Here is a 15,404-nt window from a genome sequence, read left to right as displayed (position 1 = left end):
TCTTATATACGCAGCATTTATTAATCATTATTGCCAGCGATTACTTATCCAACTTGACATCAATAACGCACAATCATTGTGCAGGACATGGAGAAAATGATGCACGCTGCACCATCATCAATCACCGCGCAGGCCACCGACCTGCCCTACGATCCCGCCGCGCTGGTGGACGAATACCTGCGCGTGCTGATGATTCCCGATCCGGTGGCGGCCAGGCGCTTCGTCTCGCCGGAGCTGAAGATCCGCTTCACCGGCGGGCGCGAGATGATCGATTCGGCACAGTGCGCGGCCTTCAATGCCGAACGCTATGGCTGGGTCAAGAAGCGTTTCGAAGGCACCGAGGTAGTGGCCGGTGCCAGCGTTGAGCAAGCCATCGTCTACAACCGTGGGACGCTCCATGGTGTCTGGCCCGATGGCCTGGCCTTCGAGGGCAATCGCTATGTGGACCGCTATGTGATCCGCCACGGCCTGATCGTGCAGATGGATGTGTGGAACGACAGTGCCGAGCGCCTGCTGGCGCGTGCCGGCCTGGCCGAACTTTAAGGGGACGGCATGCAAGCGACGATCCTGCCACCCGATGCCACCCTGGGCCGCGATGACGCCCAACCCGGCTACGCCCCCCTGCCCACGCACGGGCGTTTCGGCTACTCGGCCATCCACCGCCGCCCGCAATACCGCTGGCCCAACGGCGCCAGGCTGGCGGTGTACTTAGGCTTCAACATCGAGCACTTCGCCTTCGGCCAGGGACTGGGCGCGCGGCTGGGGCCGGCGTGTCCCGAGCCCGACGTGCTCAACCATGCCTGGCGCGAATACGGCAACCGGGTCGGCGCCTGGCGCTGCCTGGACCTGTTCGAGCAACTGGGCTTACCGAGCGGCGTGTTGATCAATACCGCGCTCTACGATCATTGCCCCGACCTGGTGGCGGCCTTCGCCGCGCGCGGTGACGAGCTGATCGGCCATGGCCACACCAACGCCCACCAGCAAGGCACGCTGCCCGAAGCGCAGGAAGCCGCCCTGCTGCGCCACTGCCGCCAGCGCATCGCCGCCGGGAGCGGCAGCACGCCCACTGGCTGGCTCTCGCCCTGGATTTCGGAGAGCCTGGTCACCCCTGACCTGCTGCAGGAGAGCGGCTACCGCTACACCCTCAACTGGGCGCACGACGACCAGCCGGTGCGCCTGCACACCCGCAGCGGCCAGACGCTGTGGTCCATCCCCTATCCGCAGGAGCTCAACGACATCCCCATGATCGTGGCGCGCCAGATGGATGGCCGTGACTTCGCCCGCATGATCGTCGACAACTTCGACGAGATGCTGGAGCAGGCAGAGCAACAGCCGCTGGTGATGGGCGTGGCCCTGCATCCCTACCTGGTGGGCCAGCCCTATCGCCTGCGCCACCTGCGCCATGCCCTGCAACACCTGGCCGCCGCGCGCGACCGTGGCCAGGTCTGGTTCACCACGCCCGGCGCCATCTGCGACTACGTGGATACGCTGGAAGCACTGCGCCAGCCCTTTTGACATCCATCCCTATCCCTGGAGAATTGCTTGACTCTCGCATCTGCCGCATCTACCACATCCCCCGTCATCGACGATTCTGTGGGCGCCTTCGTGCCGCACGGGCGCTTCACCATCGCCGGCGCCACTACCGGTGCGCTGGCCGGCCTGCGCTTCGCCGCCAAGGACCTCTTCGACGTGGCCGGCCATCCCACCGGCGCGGGCAATCCCGACTGGCTGCGCAGCCATGCACAACCCACGCGTCACCATGCGGTGGTGGCGCAACTGCTGCAGGCCGGTGCCACCCTGGTGGGCAAGACGCTCACCGATGAACTGGCCTACAGCATCCACGGCGACAACCATCACTACGGCACCCCGGTCAACAGCGCCGCACCGGGACGCGTGCCGGGCGGATCCTCCAGCGGCTCGGCAGCGGCCGTGGCCGCGCGGCTATGCGACTTCGCGCTGGGCACCGACACCGGTGGCTCGACCCGGGTGCCAGCCAGCTATTGCGGCGTCTGGGGCCTGCGCACCACCTTCGGCCTCCTGCCTTGCAGCGCCATGGCGCCGTTGTGCCCCGATTTCGATACCGTCACCTGGCTGGCCCATGACGCTGCCGTCTTCGAACGCGTGGGACAGGTGCTGCTGCCGCAGACCGGTGGTGTGCAGCTGCGTCGCGCGCTGCTGCCCTTCGACGCCCTGGAACTGGCCGACCCGGACTTCCACCCGGCCATCCACCAGGTCTACGATGCGCTGCGCATGCTCATGCCGGGCGAGCACATGCGCCTGGGGGGCGAGGAAGGCGCACTGGAAAACTGGCGCCGGGCCTATATCAGCGCCTCCGCCTACGATGCCTGGCAGACCCATGGCGACTGGATCAGCACGACGCAACCGCGCTTCGGTGCGGCGGTGCAGGCGCGCTGGGACATGGCCCGCGACACCAGCGCCGAGACCGCCCAGGCCGCACGCCGGGAACAGGACCTGGTACGCCATCGCGTGCGCTCGCTGCTGGGACCGGACGGCGTGGCAGTGATGCCCTCGGCCTCCAGCGTGGCGCCGCTGCGCACGGCATCGGCCGGCGAGATCGACCAGATACGCGCACGCACGTTCCGGCTCACCTGCGTGGCCGGACTGGCCGGCTTGCCGCAGGTGAGTCTGCCCTTTACGACTCCCGCCGGGCTGCCGATCGGCGTATCATTGCTGGGCCCGGCCGGCAGCGACCTGGCCCTGATCGGCCTGGCGACCCGGATCTGGCGCGCGCTGCAGGCCGGCGCACGCTGAACCCGCCGCGATCCATCCATCGACAAGACAATGAGCGACACCCCTGCCCGCAAACCCGCAAAGTCCACTCCGCGTAGCGCCAAGTCCACGCCTGCCGTTGCTGCCGCGCCATCAGCCCAGCCTCGTCGCAGCGGCGCAGGCCGGCCACGCGTGCGTCATGACGCGCTGACCGAACTGCCGCCCCTGCAGATCGATGGCGACAGCGGCGACGACATCATCGCCCGCATCTACCAGACGGTGTTCGACAGCGTGATGAGCCAGCGCCTCACCCCCGGCACCAAGCTGCCCGAAGCAGCGCTGTGCGAACTGTTCGGCGTGGGCCGCACGGTGGTGCAGAAGGCCTTGCAGAAGCTGGCGCACGAGCACATCGTCGAGCTGCGTCCCAATCGCGGTGCGGTGGTGGCCATGCCCACGCCGCAAGAGACGCGCGAGATCTTCGAGGCACGTCGCGCGCTGGAAGGGGCCATCATGCGGCTGGCCGTGCAGAACGCCACCCGCGCCGACCTGGCCAGGCTGCGCCGGCAACTCAAGGAAGAACATGCCGTCATGCACAGCTATGCGCAGACGCACTGGGCCAGGCTGGCCTCGTCCTTCCACATGCGGGTGGCCGAGTTGTCGCGCAATCGGACACTGCAGCGCTACCTGGCCGAGCTGGTATCACGCTGCTCGCTGATCGTGGCGCTACATGAGCCGGCCGGCTATGCGGCTTGCGAGCATGACGAGCACACCCACATCGTGGACCTGATCGAGCGGGGTGATGTCAACGGCGCCGTGGCGGCCATGGACGCTCACCTGGTGTCGCTGGAGGAACATATCCACCTGGTCAGCGCAAACAGCGGCAACAGCCTGGCGCGCATGCTGGGGATGGAATAGTCGGAATAGTCACCGCGTTGGCGTGGCAGAAAAAAAGCGGCAAGGACCGGGTCCCTGCCGCTTTTTTTGCGGGCCTGTCATGCCATGACGGGCTAGATGGCGACGCGCTCCTGCAAGGCCTCGCGCGCCTCGGCCGCGATCTCGAAGGAGTGCAGCCGCGCCGCATGGTCGAAGATCTGCGCGGTGATGATCAGCTCGTCCGGCGCATGTTCGTCGATGAAGGCTTGCAGGCCTTCCTGCACCGTCTCGCGGTCACCCACCACGGCGCAGGACAGCGAACGCTCCACATGCGCCTGCTCGCCCGGCTGCCACAGGGCGCCGATGTCGTCCACCGGGGGACGCAGCTGACCGGGCGTGCCGCGGATCAGGTTGAGGAACTGCTGCTGCAACGAGGTGAACAGGCGCTCGGCCTCGCGCTGGGTATCGGCGGCGAACACGTTCAGGGCCAGCATCACATGGGGCTTCTGCAGGTTCGCCGATGGTTTGAAACGCTCGCGATAGATCTGTACCGCCGACTTCATGAAGCCCGGTGCGAAGTGCGAGGCGAACGAAAACGGCAGGCCCAGTTCGGCCGCCAGCTGGGCGCTGAACATGCTGGAGCCCAGGAGCCAGATCGGCACCTTCAGGCCAGCGCCGGGCACGGCACGCAGGGCCTGGTAGTCGGAGGGTTCATCGAAGTAGGCCTGCAGCTCCAGCACATCCTGCGGGAAATTCTCGGCGGTGTCACCGCCCATGTGGCGTCGCAGGGCGCGCGCGGTACGCTGGTCGGAACCGGGCGCGCGGCCCAGGCCAAGATCGATGCGACCGGGATAGAGCGACTCCAGCGTGCCGAACTGTTCGGCGATGACCAGCGGCGAATGATTGGGCAGCATGATGCCGCCGGAACCTACGCGTATCGTGCTGGTATGCGCGGCCACATGCGAGATCACCAGCGCGGTGGCGGCACTGGCGATGCCGGGCATGTTGTGGTGCTCGGCCAGCCAGTAGCGCTGGTAGCCCAGGCGCTCGGCCAGTTGCGCCAGTTCCTTGCTGTTGTTGAAGGCCCGGGCAGCCGTGCTGCCCTGGTTGATGGGAGACAGATCGAGGACGGAAAACGGAATCATGGATGGATCCTTGTGGACGCGGCAGGATCGCTGCCGCACCGGGTTGCCGGGTAGTTGCCCCGGAAATGATGACGTTGACTTGATGAGGGCGGCGCAAGCGATCAAACCACCGTTCGGACTGAGTAGGCCCGTCAGGGCCGTATCGAAGACCTGCTGACGGCGCACCTTCGATACGCGGCTGCGCCGCTACTCAGGCCGAACGGAATGTGGAATCGGAAAAATATCGCCATGTGCTCCTAGTCCAGCTTGACCACCAGCTTGCCGAAGTTCTTGCCTTGCAGCAGGCCCATGAAGGCTTGCGGGGCATTCTCCAGGCCCTGCACCACGTCTTCGCGGTAGTGCAACTTGCCTTCCTTGAGCCAGGTACCGACCTCTTGCACGAAGGCGGCATGCAGGTCGGGACGATTGACGTAGTAGTCGAAGATGATGAAGCCCTGCACACGGATGCGCTGGGTCAGCACGCGACGCAGGATGGCCGCGCTGGCGGTGGCCAGGCCGGCGCCGTTGTAGTGGGCGATCAGGCCGCACACCGGTACGCGGGCGTGGATGTTGAGCAGCGGAATGACGGCATCGAGCACGGCCCCGCCGACGTTCTCGAAGTACACGTCGATGCCACGCGGGCAGGCCGCCTGCAGTTGCTCGGCGAAATCAGCAGCGCGGTGGTCGATGCAGGCATCGAAGCCCAGTTCCTTGACGGCCGATTCACATTTCTGCGCACCGCCGGCAATGCCGACCACGTGGCAGCCGCGCAGCTTGGCGATCTGCCCCACCAGCGAGCCGACCGCACCGGTGGCGGCGGCCACCACCACGGTTTCGCCGGGGCGTGGCTGGCCGATGTCGATCAGGCCGGCATAGGCGGTGTAGCCGGGCATGCCCAGCACGCCCAGCGCATGCGAGGGATGGGCAAAATCGGCCGGCAGCTTGTGGGCGCCGCTGCCATCGGAAATCGCGTATTCCTGCCAGCCGGTGTAGGCCACCACGCGGTCGCCTTCCTTGAATTCGGGATGGCGCGACGCCACCACGCGCGAAACCACGCCGGCGGTCATGACGCCATCGATCTCCACCGGTGGTGCATAGGACGGCGCATCGCTCATGCGACCGCGCATATAGGGATCCAGGGATAGCCATTCACCGCGCAGGAGCATCTGCCCGTCCTGCAACTCGGGGATGGCGACTTCCTCCAGGCGGAAATTCTCGGCGGTCGGCGCCGCCGTGGGACGGGAGGCAAGGACGATGCGGCGGTTGGTCTTGGCAAGGGTGCTCATGGGGATTCCTTTCAGGATGTTCGTAGGGAGGCGAGCGCAAACGACACTACTGCGGTGCGACCAGCACGCGCCGCGTGACCAGCATGGCCGCTTCCATCGGGACGCGGTCGCGACTGAGACGGGACAGCAGGCTGGCCCCCAGCCACTGCTGGTAGAGCATGGTGGCGGTGGCCTGCGGATCGAGCACGGTATGCAGCGAGGCTTCGTCACGGCCCTGCTCGATGCAGGCGGCGATACGGTCGATGAAGGCTTGCGTGCCTTGGTGCAGGGCAAGGCGCATGTCTTCGGAGAGATCGGCCACCTCGGCCGAGAGCTTGACCACCAGGCAGCGCTGCTCCAGTTCCTGGCAGCATTGGCTGTCCAGCCAGTAGCCCCAGTAGCTGAGCAGGCGCTCGCGGGCGCTGGCGCCATAGGACACATCGCCCAGCACGCGCTCCAGCAGTTCCAGGTAGCCGGCCACGTAGTGCTCGATGAGCTCGCGACCGTACTGCTCCTTGGAACCGAAGTAGTGATAGAAGGAACCCTTGGGGATATCGGCCGCCGCCAGGATCTCGGACAAGCCGACGGCGGAGAAGCCTTTCTGCGCAATGATTGCGCGACCGGCCATCAGGATGTTCCGTTTGTTTTCGCCATAGTTTTCTCGCATGGCGGCCATTCTAGCGAAAAATTAGACCGGTCGTCTAAGACCGGTCGTTTTCGGGAATTTCGTCAGGATCAGGCTGGGTATCAGCGCCCTCGCTTCCCCTCCCCTGCCGCCGGGAACAGCGGCACCACGGCCAGCGCCACCAGCGCCGTAGCCAGCCAGACCGCTGGCCAGCCCTGCCATTGCAGCAGGGGTGGAATCGCCTGTGCGGTCAGGAAGAAGACCAGGAACACACAACTATTGCCCAGGCCCAATGCGGTACCGACCTGGGCCGATCCGGCCACCACGGCCAGTTCGGTATAGGCCACACCATGCCAGGCCGACACCACCACCCCGGCCACCACCAGCGCCAGCGCCAACCAGGGTAGGCCGATGCCCGCGCCCTGCTGGAAGAACACGGAGAGCACACCCAGCAAGGCAAACAGCAAGGCGCTGAGCCAGGCGCACAGGCGCAGGTAGCCGCGACGCTGGCCACGCCGGTCGGTCCAGCGACCGCTGGAGATACGTGCCACCGCACCGCCGATCTGCACCAGGGTCAGCAGCGCGCTGATCAGGATGAGGCTGGCTTGTCCCACCTCATGCAGGAAGATGCCGCCGAAGCTGATCAACGCCACCTGCGGCGCGCACAGCAGGCCGATGCCCAGCGCCAGCCGCCACACCAGTAGGCGGCGCAGGGCCGGTGCGGCCGCACTGGTGGGAGTAGCCGATGCAGGCGCTGGTGGTGGCTCGCGCAACCAGAGCAGGATCAGGCCGACGCTGGCCAGGCAACCGGCCATCAGCGCCCCATACACCGCACCGAAGCCGGCGCGTGCAGCCAGCGTGGGCAGGAGCAAGGCCCCCACGCCGCCGCCCAGCGGCACGGCGGTCTGGCGAATGCTCATGGCCAGGCCGCGCTCGCCCTCGCCGAACCAGCCCATCACGGCGCGTCCGCTGGCGCCGTTGACGCTGCCACCCAGCAATCCCGCCAGCATCAGCCCGGCACAGAGCCACACATAGGTGGCCGCGCCGTGGCCGGGCAAGGCGCGCAGCATCAGCAACCAGAGGGCGGCGCTAGTGCCCAGCAAACCGGCCAGCAAGACCTTGCGGTCGCCCAGGCGGTCCGTCAGCACGCCCCAGGGCAACTCGCCCAGCGCCACGCCCAGGCTCAGCAAACCCAGCGCCAGGCCGAGCTGGCCGTTGCTGAGCTGGTAGTCGCTGCGCAAGACCACCGAGGTCACCGGGATGCCCGAGAACACCGCCGAAAAGGCCGCATTGGCCGCCACGCCGGCGGCAAGCACTTTCCAGCGGTGGCGCTGGCCGGGATGGGAAGTGGCGGGGGCAGCGGCGGTGATGGCGGCGACGGCGGCGGGTTGTTCCATGACAGGCTCCAGGGATGATGAACTTGTGCAGTGTGCCGTGCAGGACAATGGCTTGAATGCCATAATTCCGGCAATTCAAGCCATCCTGGTGAGCCCGCCATGCCCCCTCGCGATACCGCCTTCCTGATCTTCGCCGATTGCAGCATGCTCGATTTCACCGGCCCGCTGTCGGCCTTCGATGCCGCCAACCGGGTCTCCGGCAAGGCGCTGTACCGGCTCAGCCTGCTGTCGGAACCGGGCGGGATGATCCGCAGTTCGGCCGGCGCCATGATCCAGACCGAAGCCATCGGCGGCACCAGCTTCGATACGCTGGTGGTCGCCGGCGGCGGTGCGCCGCGCGAGGGCCTGGTGTCGGACGCGTTGCGGCGCTACATCGTGCGCGCCGCCGACCGTTCGCGCCGCATCGCTGGTGTGTGTACCGGGGCCTTCGTGCTGGCCGCCGCTGGCGTGCTCGATGGCAAACGGGCCACCACCCACTGGCGCATGGCGGCCAAGCTGCAGAAGATGCATCCCAAGGTCAGGGTGGATAGCGACCGCATCTATTCGCGCGATGGGTCGGTGTGGACCTCGGCGGGAATCTCGGCCGGCATCGACCTGGCACTGGCGCTGGTGGAAGACGACCACGGTGTCGAGCTGGCCCGCGCGGTGGCGCGCGAACTGGTGGTGTATCACCGCCGGCCGGGCGGACAGTCGCAGTTCTCGGCCCTGCAGGAAATGGATGGTGGCTCCGAGCGCATCCGGCGCGCGCTCAGTTACGCGCGCGATCACCTGCACCAGGAGCTGACGGTGGATGCGCTGGCCGAGGTGGCTTGCCTGAGCCGTCGCCAGTTCGACCGCGCCTTCGCGACCGAGACCGGCCAGACCCCGGCCCGGGCGATTGAGCAGATGCGTGCCGAGGCGGCACGATTGCGTATCGAGGAATCAGGCGACAGCCTGGAGAGCATCGCCCGCGCCACCGGCTTTGGTGACGCCGAGCGCATGCGGCGCGCCTGCATGCGCCTGTTCGGCCAGCCACCGCAGGCGATGCGGCGACTGGCCCGGCATGAGCTAGCCGACGGGCAGCAGGACTAGCGCGCCGTCAGGCGCAGGCGGGTGATTTCGGAAGGTGCCAGCAGGCGCTTGGGCGGCCCCCAGTAACCGGTGCCGCGACTGACATAGACCCACAGGCTTTGCAGGCGCTTCAGGCCTGCCACGTAGGGCTGTTGCAGTGGCACGAAGAAATTCCAGGGGAAGAACTGGCCGCCATGGGTATGCCCCGACAATTGCAGGTCGAAGCCGGCCTCGGCGGCGATCGCGGCCGTGCGCGGCTGGTGTGCCAGCAGAATGCGCGGGCCCTCCTCGGGGGCGTTGGCGATGGCCGCGTGCGGGTCGCTGCGATGAGAGGGGTCGAACTGGTGGGCGGTGTAGTCGGTGACCCCGGCCAGGACCAGGCCGGCGCCCTCGTGGTGCAGCACCACGTGCTCGTTCATCAGGACCGTCAGGCCCAGGCGGCGCACCTCGTCTATCCATTCGTGGGCGTTGGAGTAGTACTCATGGTTGCCGGTGACGAAGTAGGCGCCATGACGCGCGCGCAATTGCGCCAGCGGCGCGGTGTGCGCGGCCAGCTGGCGCACGCTGCCATCGACCAGGTCACCGGTGATGGCCACCACGTCCGGTTGCAGGGCATTGACCTTGTCCACGATGGCTTGCAGGTAAGGCGCCTTGATCGTGGGGCCGACATGGATGTCGCTGATCTGCACGATGGTAAAGCCTTCCAGCTGTGGCGGCAGGTCCCTGATGGGGACGCTGACATCGACCACTGCCGCCGTGCGACGGGCATTGAGCAGGCCGATCACGGTGGCGGCCACCGTCAGGGCCAGCACCAGCCAGGCCGTCGAGGCCACCATCTCGTGCTGCTGGATGGCCGACAGCGACAACCAGGGCAGCGCTGCCAATGCCAGCGCGCGCAACAGGGTGAGCAGCAGGGCCGAGGAAAACGCCCCCATGGCCAGCATGCCGGCCCAGGCCAGGCGGTCCGACCAGGTTTCGGACAGGCCGCGCCGCTTCAGATAGGGCGCCATCAGGGCCACCGGCATCAGCAGCACTGACAGCAGCAGCACCAGGGCGCCGGCTGCGATGGCCCCGGCGTGGGTGGACAGTGCCGGCAGCAGTTGCCAGCCTATCCAGGCATGCAGGGCCGCCAGCAGGCCCAGGAAAACGACGACAGCAAAGTAACTACGGCGCATGAACAGCCTCTTGGAGGGAGATCGGGGCGGGAGATTCGCAATATTGCCACAAGGAAATCATATGGCGGCGCCCTGCCGGCTTTTCAAGCAATTTCTCGGAAAAATGCTGTAACTCCTTGTCAAAACAGGCCAAAACCCGGGAGTCAGCTCATCCAGACGCAGAAAATTTCCGCACAAGGCATGCAGGAAGACGTACAGAGGAGGATAATATTGCCTCTATTCCCCGTTTTTAATTCGCGCGCGCCTGGCGGCCCACTGCCGCATCGATGAGAGAGTTCATCGACCAGAGACCGCGCCTGCATCATTGGAAGATTTATTTTGAGTTCAAGCAAAACCAAACGCTGGCATGGCAACGTCGAGGCAATCAAGGCCGAATACCTCAACGGCGTAATCACCCAGATGACGTCCTACGGCGACCGCGTCCATTTCAGCATGTTCGGTTCGGTGCAGAAGCCGCACTACGAAGTCATCAACAGCTTCGACAAGAAGATGGCCTTCGACGGCAACCATCACCTGCACCGCGCCGAGGAAACCGAATTCGGTCCCGGCAACGTGACACCGATCTTCACGCTCGACCAGATCAAGCGCATCGTCGCCACCGGCGGCAGCGGCACCCGCAGCACCCCGCGTGCGGCGCGTGCGGCATCGGCCCGCAGCACCAGCGGCAGCGCCCGCCCGACCACCGCAGCCGCACGCGCCCGCGAGGCCGTCGACAGCGAGAAGTATGCCTACTTCAAGGCCAATCGCCACATGCTGCCCGAAGAGATCAACCAGCACTCCGACGAGATCAGCAAGCTCATGCTCAACGGTCTGTCGGCTGAACAGGCCTTCGGCGAAGTCATCACCAAGTACTTCGACTGAACCTGCCATCCATAGCAGGTGCTGCAACGACAATGGCCGGAGTTACACTCCGGTCATTTTTCCATCTGGGCTCACCAACGTCCCGCAGGACGATCAATAGAACTCGGGCACGATCATCGTATCCGGCACCGGATGGCGCTCGTAGTCTTCGTGGCGTTCGCGCTCGGGCAGGATCACCGGCGGATGCGGCACTTCGGCATAGGGCATCTGCTGCAGCAGGTGCTGGATGCAGTTCAGGCGGGCCTTCTTCTTGTCCACCGCCTGCACTACCCACCACGGCGCTTCGGGAATGTGGGTGCGTTCCAGCATCACTTCCTTGGCCTTGGTGTATTCCTCCCAGCGACGGCGCGACTCCAGGTCCATGGGACTGAGCTTCCATTGCTTGAGCGGATCGTGGATGCGCGAGAGGAAGCGCAGGTGCTGCTCTTCATCGGTGATGGAGAACCAGTACTTGATGACCTGGATGCCGGCACGCGTCAACATGCGTTCGAACTCGGGCACGGAGCGGAAGAATTCCTCGTACTGCTCGTCGCTGCAGAAGCCCATGACGCGCTCCACGCCGGCACGGTTGTACCAGCTGCGGTCGAACAGCACCATCTCGCCGGCCGCCGGCAGGTGCGACACGTAGCGCTGGAAATACCATTGCGTGCGTTCGCGGTCGTTGGGTGCCGGCAGCGCGGCGACCCGTGCCACACGCGGATTGAGACGCTGGGTGATGCGCTTGATGACGCCCCCCTTGCCGGCCGCATCGCGGCCTTCGAATACGATCACCACCTTGTGGCCGGTCTTCACCACCCAGTCCTGCAGCTTGACCAGTTCGCCCTGGAGACGGAACAGCTCGCGGAAATACAGGCGGCGATATTCCTTCTCCTCGTCGCTGTGGGCGCTGGCGATCTCGCCGGTGACCGGGTCCACGGTACGGTCTTCCAGCTCCAGTTCCATCTCTTCGTCGTAGCTGTCGGCCAGTTCGCGGTGGACACGCTTGATCAGTTCTTCCTTATCCATCATTTCCTCGTCTACAAGATAAAGCGGCGAACGCGGCACAGCTCTTCGCCGGAAAAGTGCGTGACAACATACCTGCCCATTGTGACCAAGACGTGACAGGACGATAACGTCGCCGGCGCCGCACGACGATGCCTGTTCCATCCTGCGCCAAATGGCTCCGTGGCGCCTTGAACCGGGGGCAGAACCGGCCTGGCAAAAATAGGCTATAGTCCCGGAAATGGATTGGGCATACACAGCATGACACTTACAGAACTCAAATACATAGTGGCCGTCGCGCGGGAAAAACACTTCGGCCATGCAGCAGAAGCCTGTTTCGTCGCACAGCCCACGCTGTCGGTGGCCATCAAGAAGCTGGAAGACGAGCTGGGCGTGGTCATCTTCGAGCGTGGCGGCACCGAGGTGTCGGTCACCCCGCTGGGCGCGCAGATCGTGGCCCAGGCCGAGCGTGTGCTGGAACAGACCGCGGCCATCAAGGAGATCGCCAACCAGAACAAGGACCCGCTCTCGGGCCCCTTGCGCCTGGGCATCATCTATACCATCGGCCCCTACCTGCTGCCCTCGCTGGTCAAGACCATGATAGAGCGGGTGCCGCAGATGCCGCTGATCCTGCAGGAGAATTTCACCACCCGGCTCATCGAGCTGCTGCGCCAGGGCGAGCTCGATGCCGCCATCATGGCCCTGCCCTTCCCTGAACACGGCTTGAATGTCCTGCCGCTCTACGACGAGCAATTCATGGTGGCCCTGCCGCGCCATCACAAGTGGGCCGACCGCAAGGAAATCGATGCACGCGAGTTGAAGAGCGAAACCATGCTCCTGCTGGGCAATGGCCACTGCTTCCGCGACCAGGTGCTGGAAGTCTGTCCGGAGATGTCGCGCTTTTCCACCAATGGCGACGGCATTGCCCGCACCTTCGAGGGTTCCTCGCTGGAGACGATCCGTCATATGGTCTCCTCCGGCATCGGCGTGACCGTCCTGCCACGTGCCTCCATCCCCGACGCCGACACCCGTGACGGCATGGTGCGCTACGTCCCCTTCGTCGCCCCGGCCCCGTCGCGCCGCGTGGTGATCGCCTGGCGCAAGAGCTTCACCCGCCAGGCCGCCATTGATGCCGTGCACAAGGCGGTGATGGCGTGCAAGCTCAATGGGGTGGAGATGTTGACCGATGTCGAGACCGTATCAGGCTGAGCAAAACCGATTGCACCATGCAAAATAAATTAGGCCTCGCAATGCGAGGCCTAATTTTTTACGGGATACCGACTAACAGTCGCGCGCTCAAGCAATACGACGCGTACTCTGCACATCGAACCAGTGCACGTCAGCCGCGCCGAAGGAGGCGCCGATACGCTGGCCGGTCGTGACCGGCACATTGGCCGGGCAACGCAGCACCAGCGACTGGCCACCGCAGCGGGCATGCACCAGCAGTTCCGCGCCCAGCGCTTCCACCAGCTCCACCTCCAGCGCCAGCTGGGCCGCCGAACCATCCAGGATGGGCAGCAGGTGCTCCGGCCGCACGCCCAGGATGCGTTCCTGGCCTGCCGCACCGGCCACCGCCTGGGGCAGGCGCACGGCTTCGGCCTGGTCACCCTTGCTGGCCTCGAAGCTGGCACCATCGGCAGAGAGCTTGCCTTGCAGCAGGTTCATCGGCGGCGAACCGATGAAGCTGGCCACGAAGGTGGTGGCCGGGCGGGCATAGACTTCCGCCGGCGTGCCGATCTGCTCGGCCACGCCACGATTCATGACGATCATGCGCTGGCCCAGCGTCATCGCCTCGACCTGGTCGTGCGTGACGTAGAGGCTGGTGGTCCGCAGGCTGGCGTGCAGCTTCTGGATCTCCAGGCGCATCTGCACGCGCAGCTTGGCGTCCAGGTTGGAGAGCGGTTCATCGAAGAGGAACACGGCGGGCTTGCGCACGATGGCGCGGCCCATGGCCACACGCTGGCGCTGGCCACCGGAGAGCTGGCGCGGGGTGCGCTCCAGCAATGCGCCCAGTTCCAGGATGACGGCGGCGCGCTGCACGCGCTCGTCGATCTCGGCCTTGGACAGGCCCTGGATCTTCAGGCCATAGGCCATGTTCTGGTACACCGTCATGTGCGGATACAGCGCATAGTTCTGGAACACCATGGCGATGTCGCGCTCCTTGGGTTCGAGGTCGTTGACCACGCGCTCACCGATGACGATCTGGCCGCTGCTGATCTCTTCCAGGCCGGCCACCATGCGCAGCAGGGTGGACTTGCCGCAGCCGGACGGACCGACCATGACGATGAATTCGCCATCGGCGATCTCGGCATCGATGCCGTGGATCACGTCGACGGCCTTGGCGCCCGCGCCGTAGGTCTTGCGCACTTGCTTGAGATGGATAGCTGCCATGTCTGTCTGCTTGTCTTGTCTTATCTTGGATTGATCTGAATGATCTACATTATTTCTCGGAATCGACCAGGCCCTTGACGAACCATTTCTGCATCACCACCACCACCAGGCCCGGTGGCAACATGGCCAGGATCATGGTCGCCATGACAAGGTTCCATTCCACGGCCGAATCGCCGCCGGAGATCAGGGTCTTGATGCCGATGCCGATCGGGTACATGCCCGGCTCGGTGGCGATCATCAGCGGCCACAGGTACTGGTTCCAGCCATAGATGAACATGATCACGAACAGCGCAATCACATTCGTGCGCGACAGCGGCCACAGCACATCCTTGAGGAAGCGCAGGGGGCCGGCGCCATCGATGCGCGCCGCTTCGGCCAGCTCGTCAGGCACCGTCAGGAAGAACTGGCGGAACAGGAAAGTGGCCGTGGCCGAGGCGATCAGCGGGATGCTCAGACCTGCGTAGCTGTTGAGCATGCCCAGGTCGGACACCACCTGGTAGGTCGGCGTGATGCGCACTTCCACCGGCAGCATCAGCGTCACGAAGATCATCCAGAAGAACAGGCCCCGGCCCGGGAAGCGGAAATACACGATGGCAAAGGCCGACAGCATGGAAATGGAGATCTTGCCGATGGCGATGATCAGCGCGGTCGCCAGGCTCACCCACAGCATGTGCAGCACCGGCGGCGCACTCACGTTGCCGGCCGCGCCCTTGAAGAGCACGGCGCTGTAGTTGTTGACGAATTCGCTGCCAGGCATCAGCGACAGCGGCGACAGCGCCGACTGCTCGGCGGTCTGGGTGCTGGCCACGAAGGCCACGTAGAGCGGGAACACCACTGTGAGCACGCCCAGCACCAGTACCACATGGCTGAAGAAATCCAGGAGGGGACGGCGCTCGATCATGGGGCCACCTTGTGTGAGAGGATCATCATGG

General features: G+C 65.4%; 15 protein-coding genes. 7 read left to right on the top strand and 8 right to left on the bottom strand.

Features of this window, described 5'->3' with window-relative positions; genetic code table 11:
• Nucleotides 1-99: 99 nt before the first annotated feature.
• Genes ACIPHN_RS11460 through ACIPHN_RS11445 form a run of 4 tightly spaced genes read left to right on the top strand, consistent with a single transcriptional unit; the run spans nucleotide 100 to nucleotide 3,645 of the window.
• A complete protein-coding gene (locus ACIPHN_RS11460) occupies nucleotides 100-543 on the top strand; it encodes a nuclear transport factor 2 family protein (protein WP_400436194.1) in 444 nt (147 codons plus the stop codon).
• 9 nt (nucleotides 544-552) lie between these two features.
• The gene (locus ACIPHN_RS11455) at nucleotides 553-1,515 is read left to right on the top strand and encodes a polysaccharide deacetylase family protein (protein ID WP_400436192.1); all 963 of its coding nucleotides are present in this window, start codon (nucleotides 553-555) and stop codon (nucleotides 1,513-1,515) included.
• Nucleotides 1,516-1,542: 27 nt separating this feature from the next.
• Nucleotides 1,543-2,772, top strand: coding sequence for an amidase (locus ACIPHN_RS11450; protein ID WP_400436190.1), 1,230 nt, complete (start codon nucleotides 1,543-1,545; stop codon nucleotides 2,770-2,772).
• Between the two features lie 30 nt (nucleotides 2,773-2,802).
• Complete coding sequence (locus tag ACIPHN_RS11445; protein ID WP_400436188.1) at nucleotides 2,803-3,645, top strand: GntR family transcriptional regulator; 843 nt, start codon at nucleotides 2,803-2,805, stop codon at nucleotides 3,643-3,645.
• Nucleotides 3,646-3,737: 92 nt separating this feature from the next.
• Here the strand turns inward: ACIPHN_RS11445 and ACIPHN_RS11440 are convergent, their stop codons facing one another.
• The 4 genes from ACIPHN_RS11440 to ACIPHN_RS11425 form a co-directional block, all read right to left on the bottom strand.
• The gene (locus ACIPHN_RS11440) at nucleotides 3,738-4,748 is read right to left on the bottom strand and encodes an LLM class flavin-dependent oxidoreductase (RefSeq protein WP_400436186.1); all 1,011 of its coding nucleotides are present in this window, start codon (nucleotides 4,746-4,748) and stop codon (nucleotides 3,738-3,740) included.
• A 236-nt stretch (nucleotides 4,749-4,984) separates the two neighbouring features.
• Nucleotides 4,985-6,013 (bottom strand): NADP-dependent oxidoreductase, encoded by a 1,029-nt coding sequence (locus ACIPHN_RS11435; protein WP_400436185.1) that lies wholly within the window; start codon nucleotides 6,011-6,013, stop codon nucleotides 4,985-4,987.
• A 46-nt stretch (nucleotides 6,014-6,059) separates the two neighbouring features.
• Nucleotides 6,060-6,659, bottom strand: a complete 600-nt coding sequence (locus ACIPHN_RS11430; RefSeq protein ID WP_400436183.1) for a TetR/AcrR family transcriptional regulator — start codon at nucleotides 6,657-6,659, stop codon at nucleotides 6,060-6,062.
• 80 nt (nucleotides 6,660-6,739) lie between these two features.
• On the bottom strand, nucleotides 6,740-8,014 hold the full coding sequence (locus ACIPHN_RS11425; RefSeq protein WP_400436181.1) for an MFS transporter: 1,275 nt from the start codon (nucleotides 8,012-8,014) through the stop codon (nucleotides 6,740-6,742).
• 99 nt (nucleotides 8,015-8,113) lie between these two features.
• Between ACIPHN_RS11425 and ACIPHN_RS11420 the strand changes: the two genes are divergently transcribed.
• Nucleotides 8,114-9,085 carry a GlxA family transcriptional regulator gene (locus tag ACIPHN_RS11420; protein ID WP_400436179.1) on the top strand — a complete coding sequence of 324 codons (972 nt, stop codon included), beginning with the start codon at nucleotides 8,114-8,116 and terminating at the stop codon, nucleotides 9,083-9,085.
• Here ACIPHN_RS11420 and ACIPHN_RS11415 read toward each other — a convergent pair.
• Entirely contained in the window at nucleotides 9,082-10,239 is a 1,158-nt protein-coding gene (locus tag ACIPHN_RS11415; protein WP_400436178.1) for a metallophosphoesterase, read from the bottom strand. The genes ACIPHN_RS11420 and ACIPHN_RS11415 overlap by 4 nt on opposite strands.
• A gap of 318 nt (nucleotides 10,240-10,557) precedes the next feature.
• Here ACIPHN_RS11415 and ACIPHN_RS11410 point away from each other — a divergent pair, with 318 nt between their 5' ends.
• On the top strand, nucleotides 10,558-11,100 hold the full coding sequence (locus ACIPHN_RS11410) for a hypothetical protein (RefSeq protein ID WP_400436177.1): 543 nt from the start codon (nucleotides 10,558-10,560) through the stop codon (nucleotides 11,098-11,100).
• Nucleotides 11,101-11,193: 93 nt separating this feature from the next.
• On the opposite strand, the gene ppk2 is transcribed toward ACIPHN_RS11410, so the two are convergent.
• The gene (gene ppk2 / locus ACIPHN_RS11405; protein WP_400436175.1) at nucleotides 11,194-12,105 is read right to left on the bottom strand and encodes a polyphosphate kinase 2; all 912 of its coding nucleotides are present in this window, start codon (nucleotides 12,103-12,105) and stop codon (nucleotides 11,194-11,196) included.
• A gap of 237 nt (nucleotides 12,106-12,342) precedes the next feature.
• Between ppk2 and ACIPHN_RS11400 the strand changes: the two genes are divergently transcribed.
• Nucleotides 12,343-13,290 (top strand): LysR substrate-binding domain-containing protein, encoded by a 948-nt coding sequence (locus tag ACIPHN_RS11400; protein WP_400436173.1) that lies wholly within the window; start codon nucleotides 12,343-12,345, stop codon nucleotides 13,288-13,290.
• 87 nt (nucleotides 13,291-13,377) lie between these two features.
• Here ACIPHN_RS11400 and ACIPHN_RS11395 read toward each other — a convergent pair whose 3' ends face one another.
• A complete protein-coding gene (locus tag ACIPHN_RS11395; RefSeq protein WP_400436171.1) occupies nucleotides 13,378-14,472 on the bottom strand; it encodes a sn-glycerol-3-phosphate import ATP-binding protein UgpC in 1,095 nt (364 codons plus the stop codon).
• A gap of 49 nt (nucleotides 14,473-14,521) precedes the next feature.
• Nucleotides 14,522-15,373 carry a sn-glycerol-3-phosphate ABC transporter permease UgpE gene (gene ugpE / locus ACIPHN_RS11390; protein WP_400436169.1) on the bottom strand — a complete coding sequence of 284 codons (852 nt, stop codon included), beginning with the start codon at nucleotides 15,371-15,373 and terminating at the stop codon, nucleotides 14,522-14,524.
• Nucleotides 15,374-15,404: the final 31 nt, after the last annotated feature.

The organism is Herbaspirillum sp. NPDC087042, from assembly GCF_044745245.1.
In the GTDB taxonomy this organism is placed as follows: Bacteria; Pseudomonadota; Gammaproteobacteria; order Burkholderiales; family Burkholderiaceae_D; genus Herbaspirillum.
This window is presented reverse-complemented; position numbering and strand designations above follow the sequence as displayed.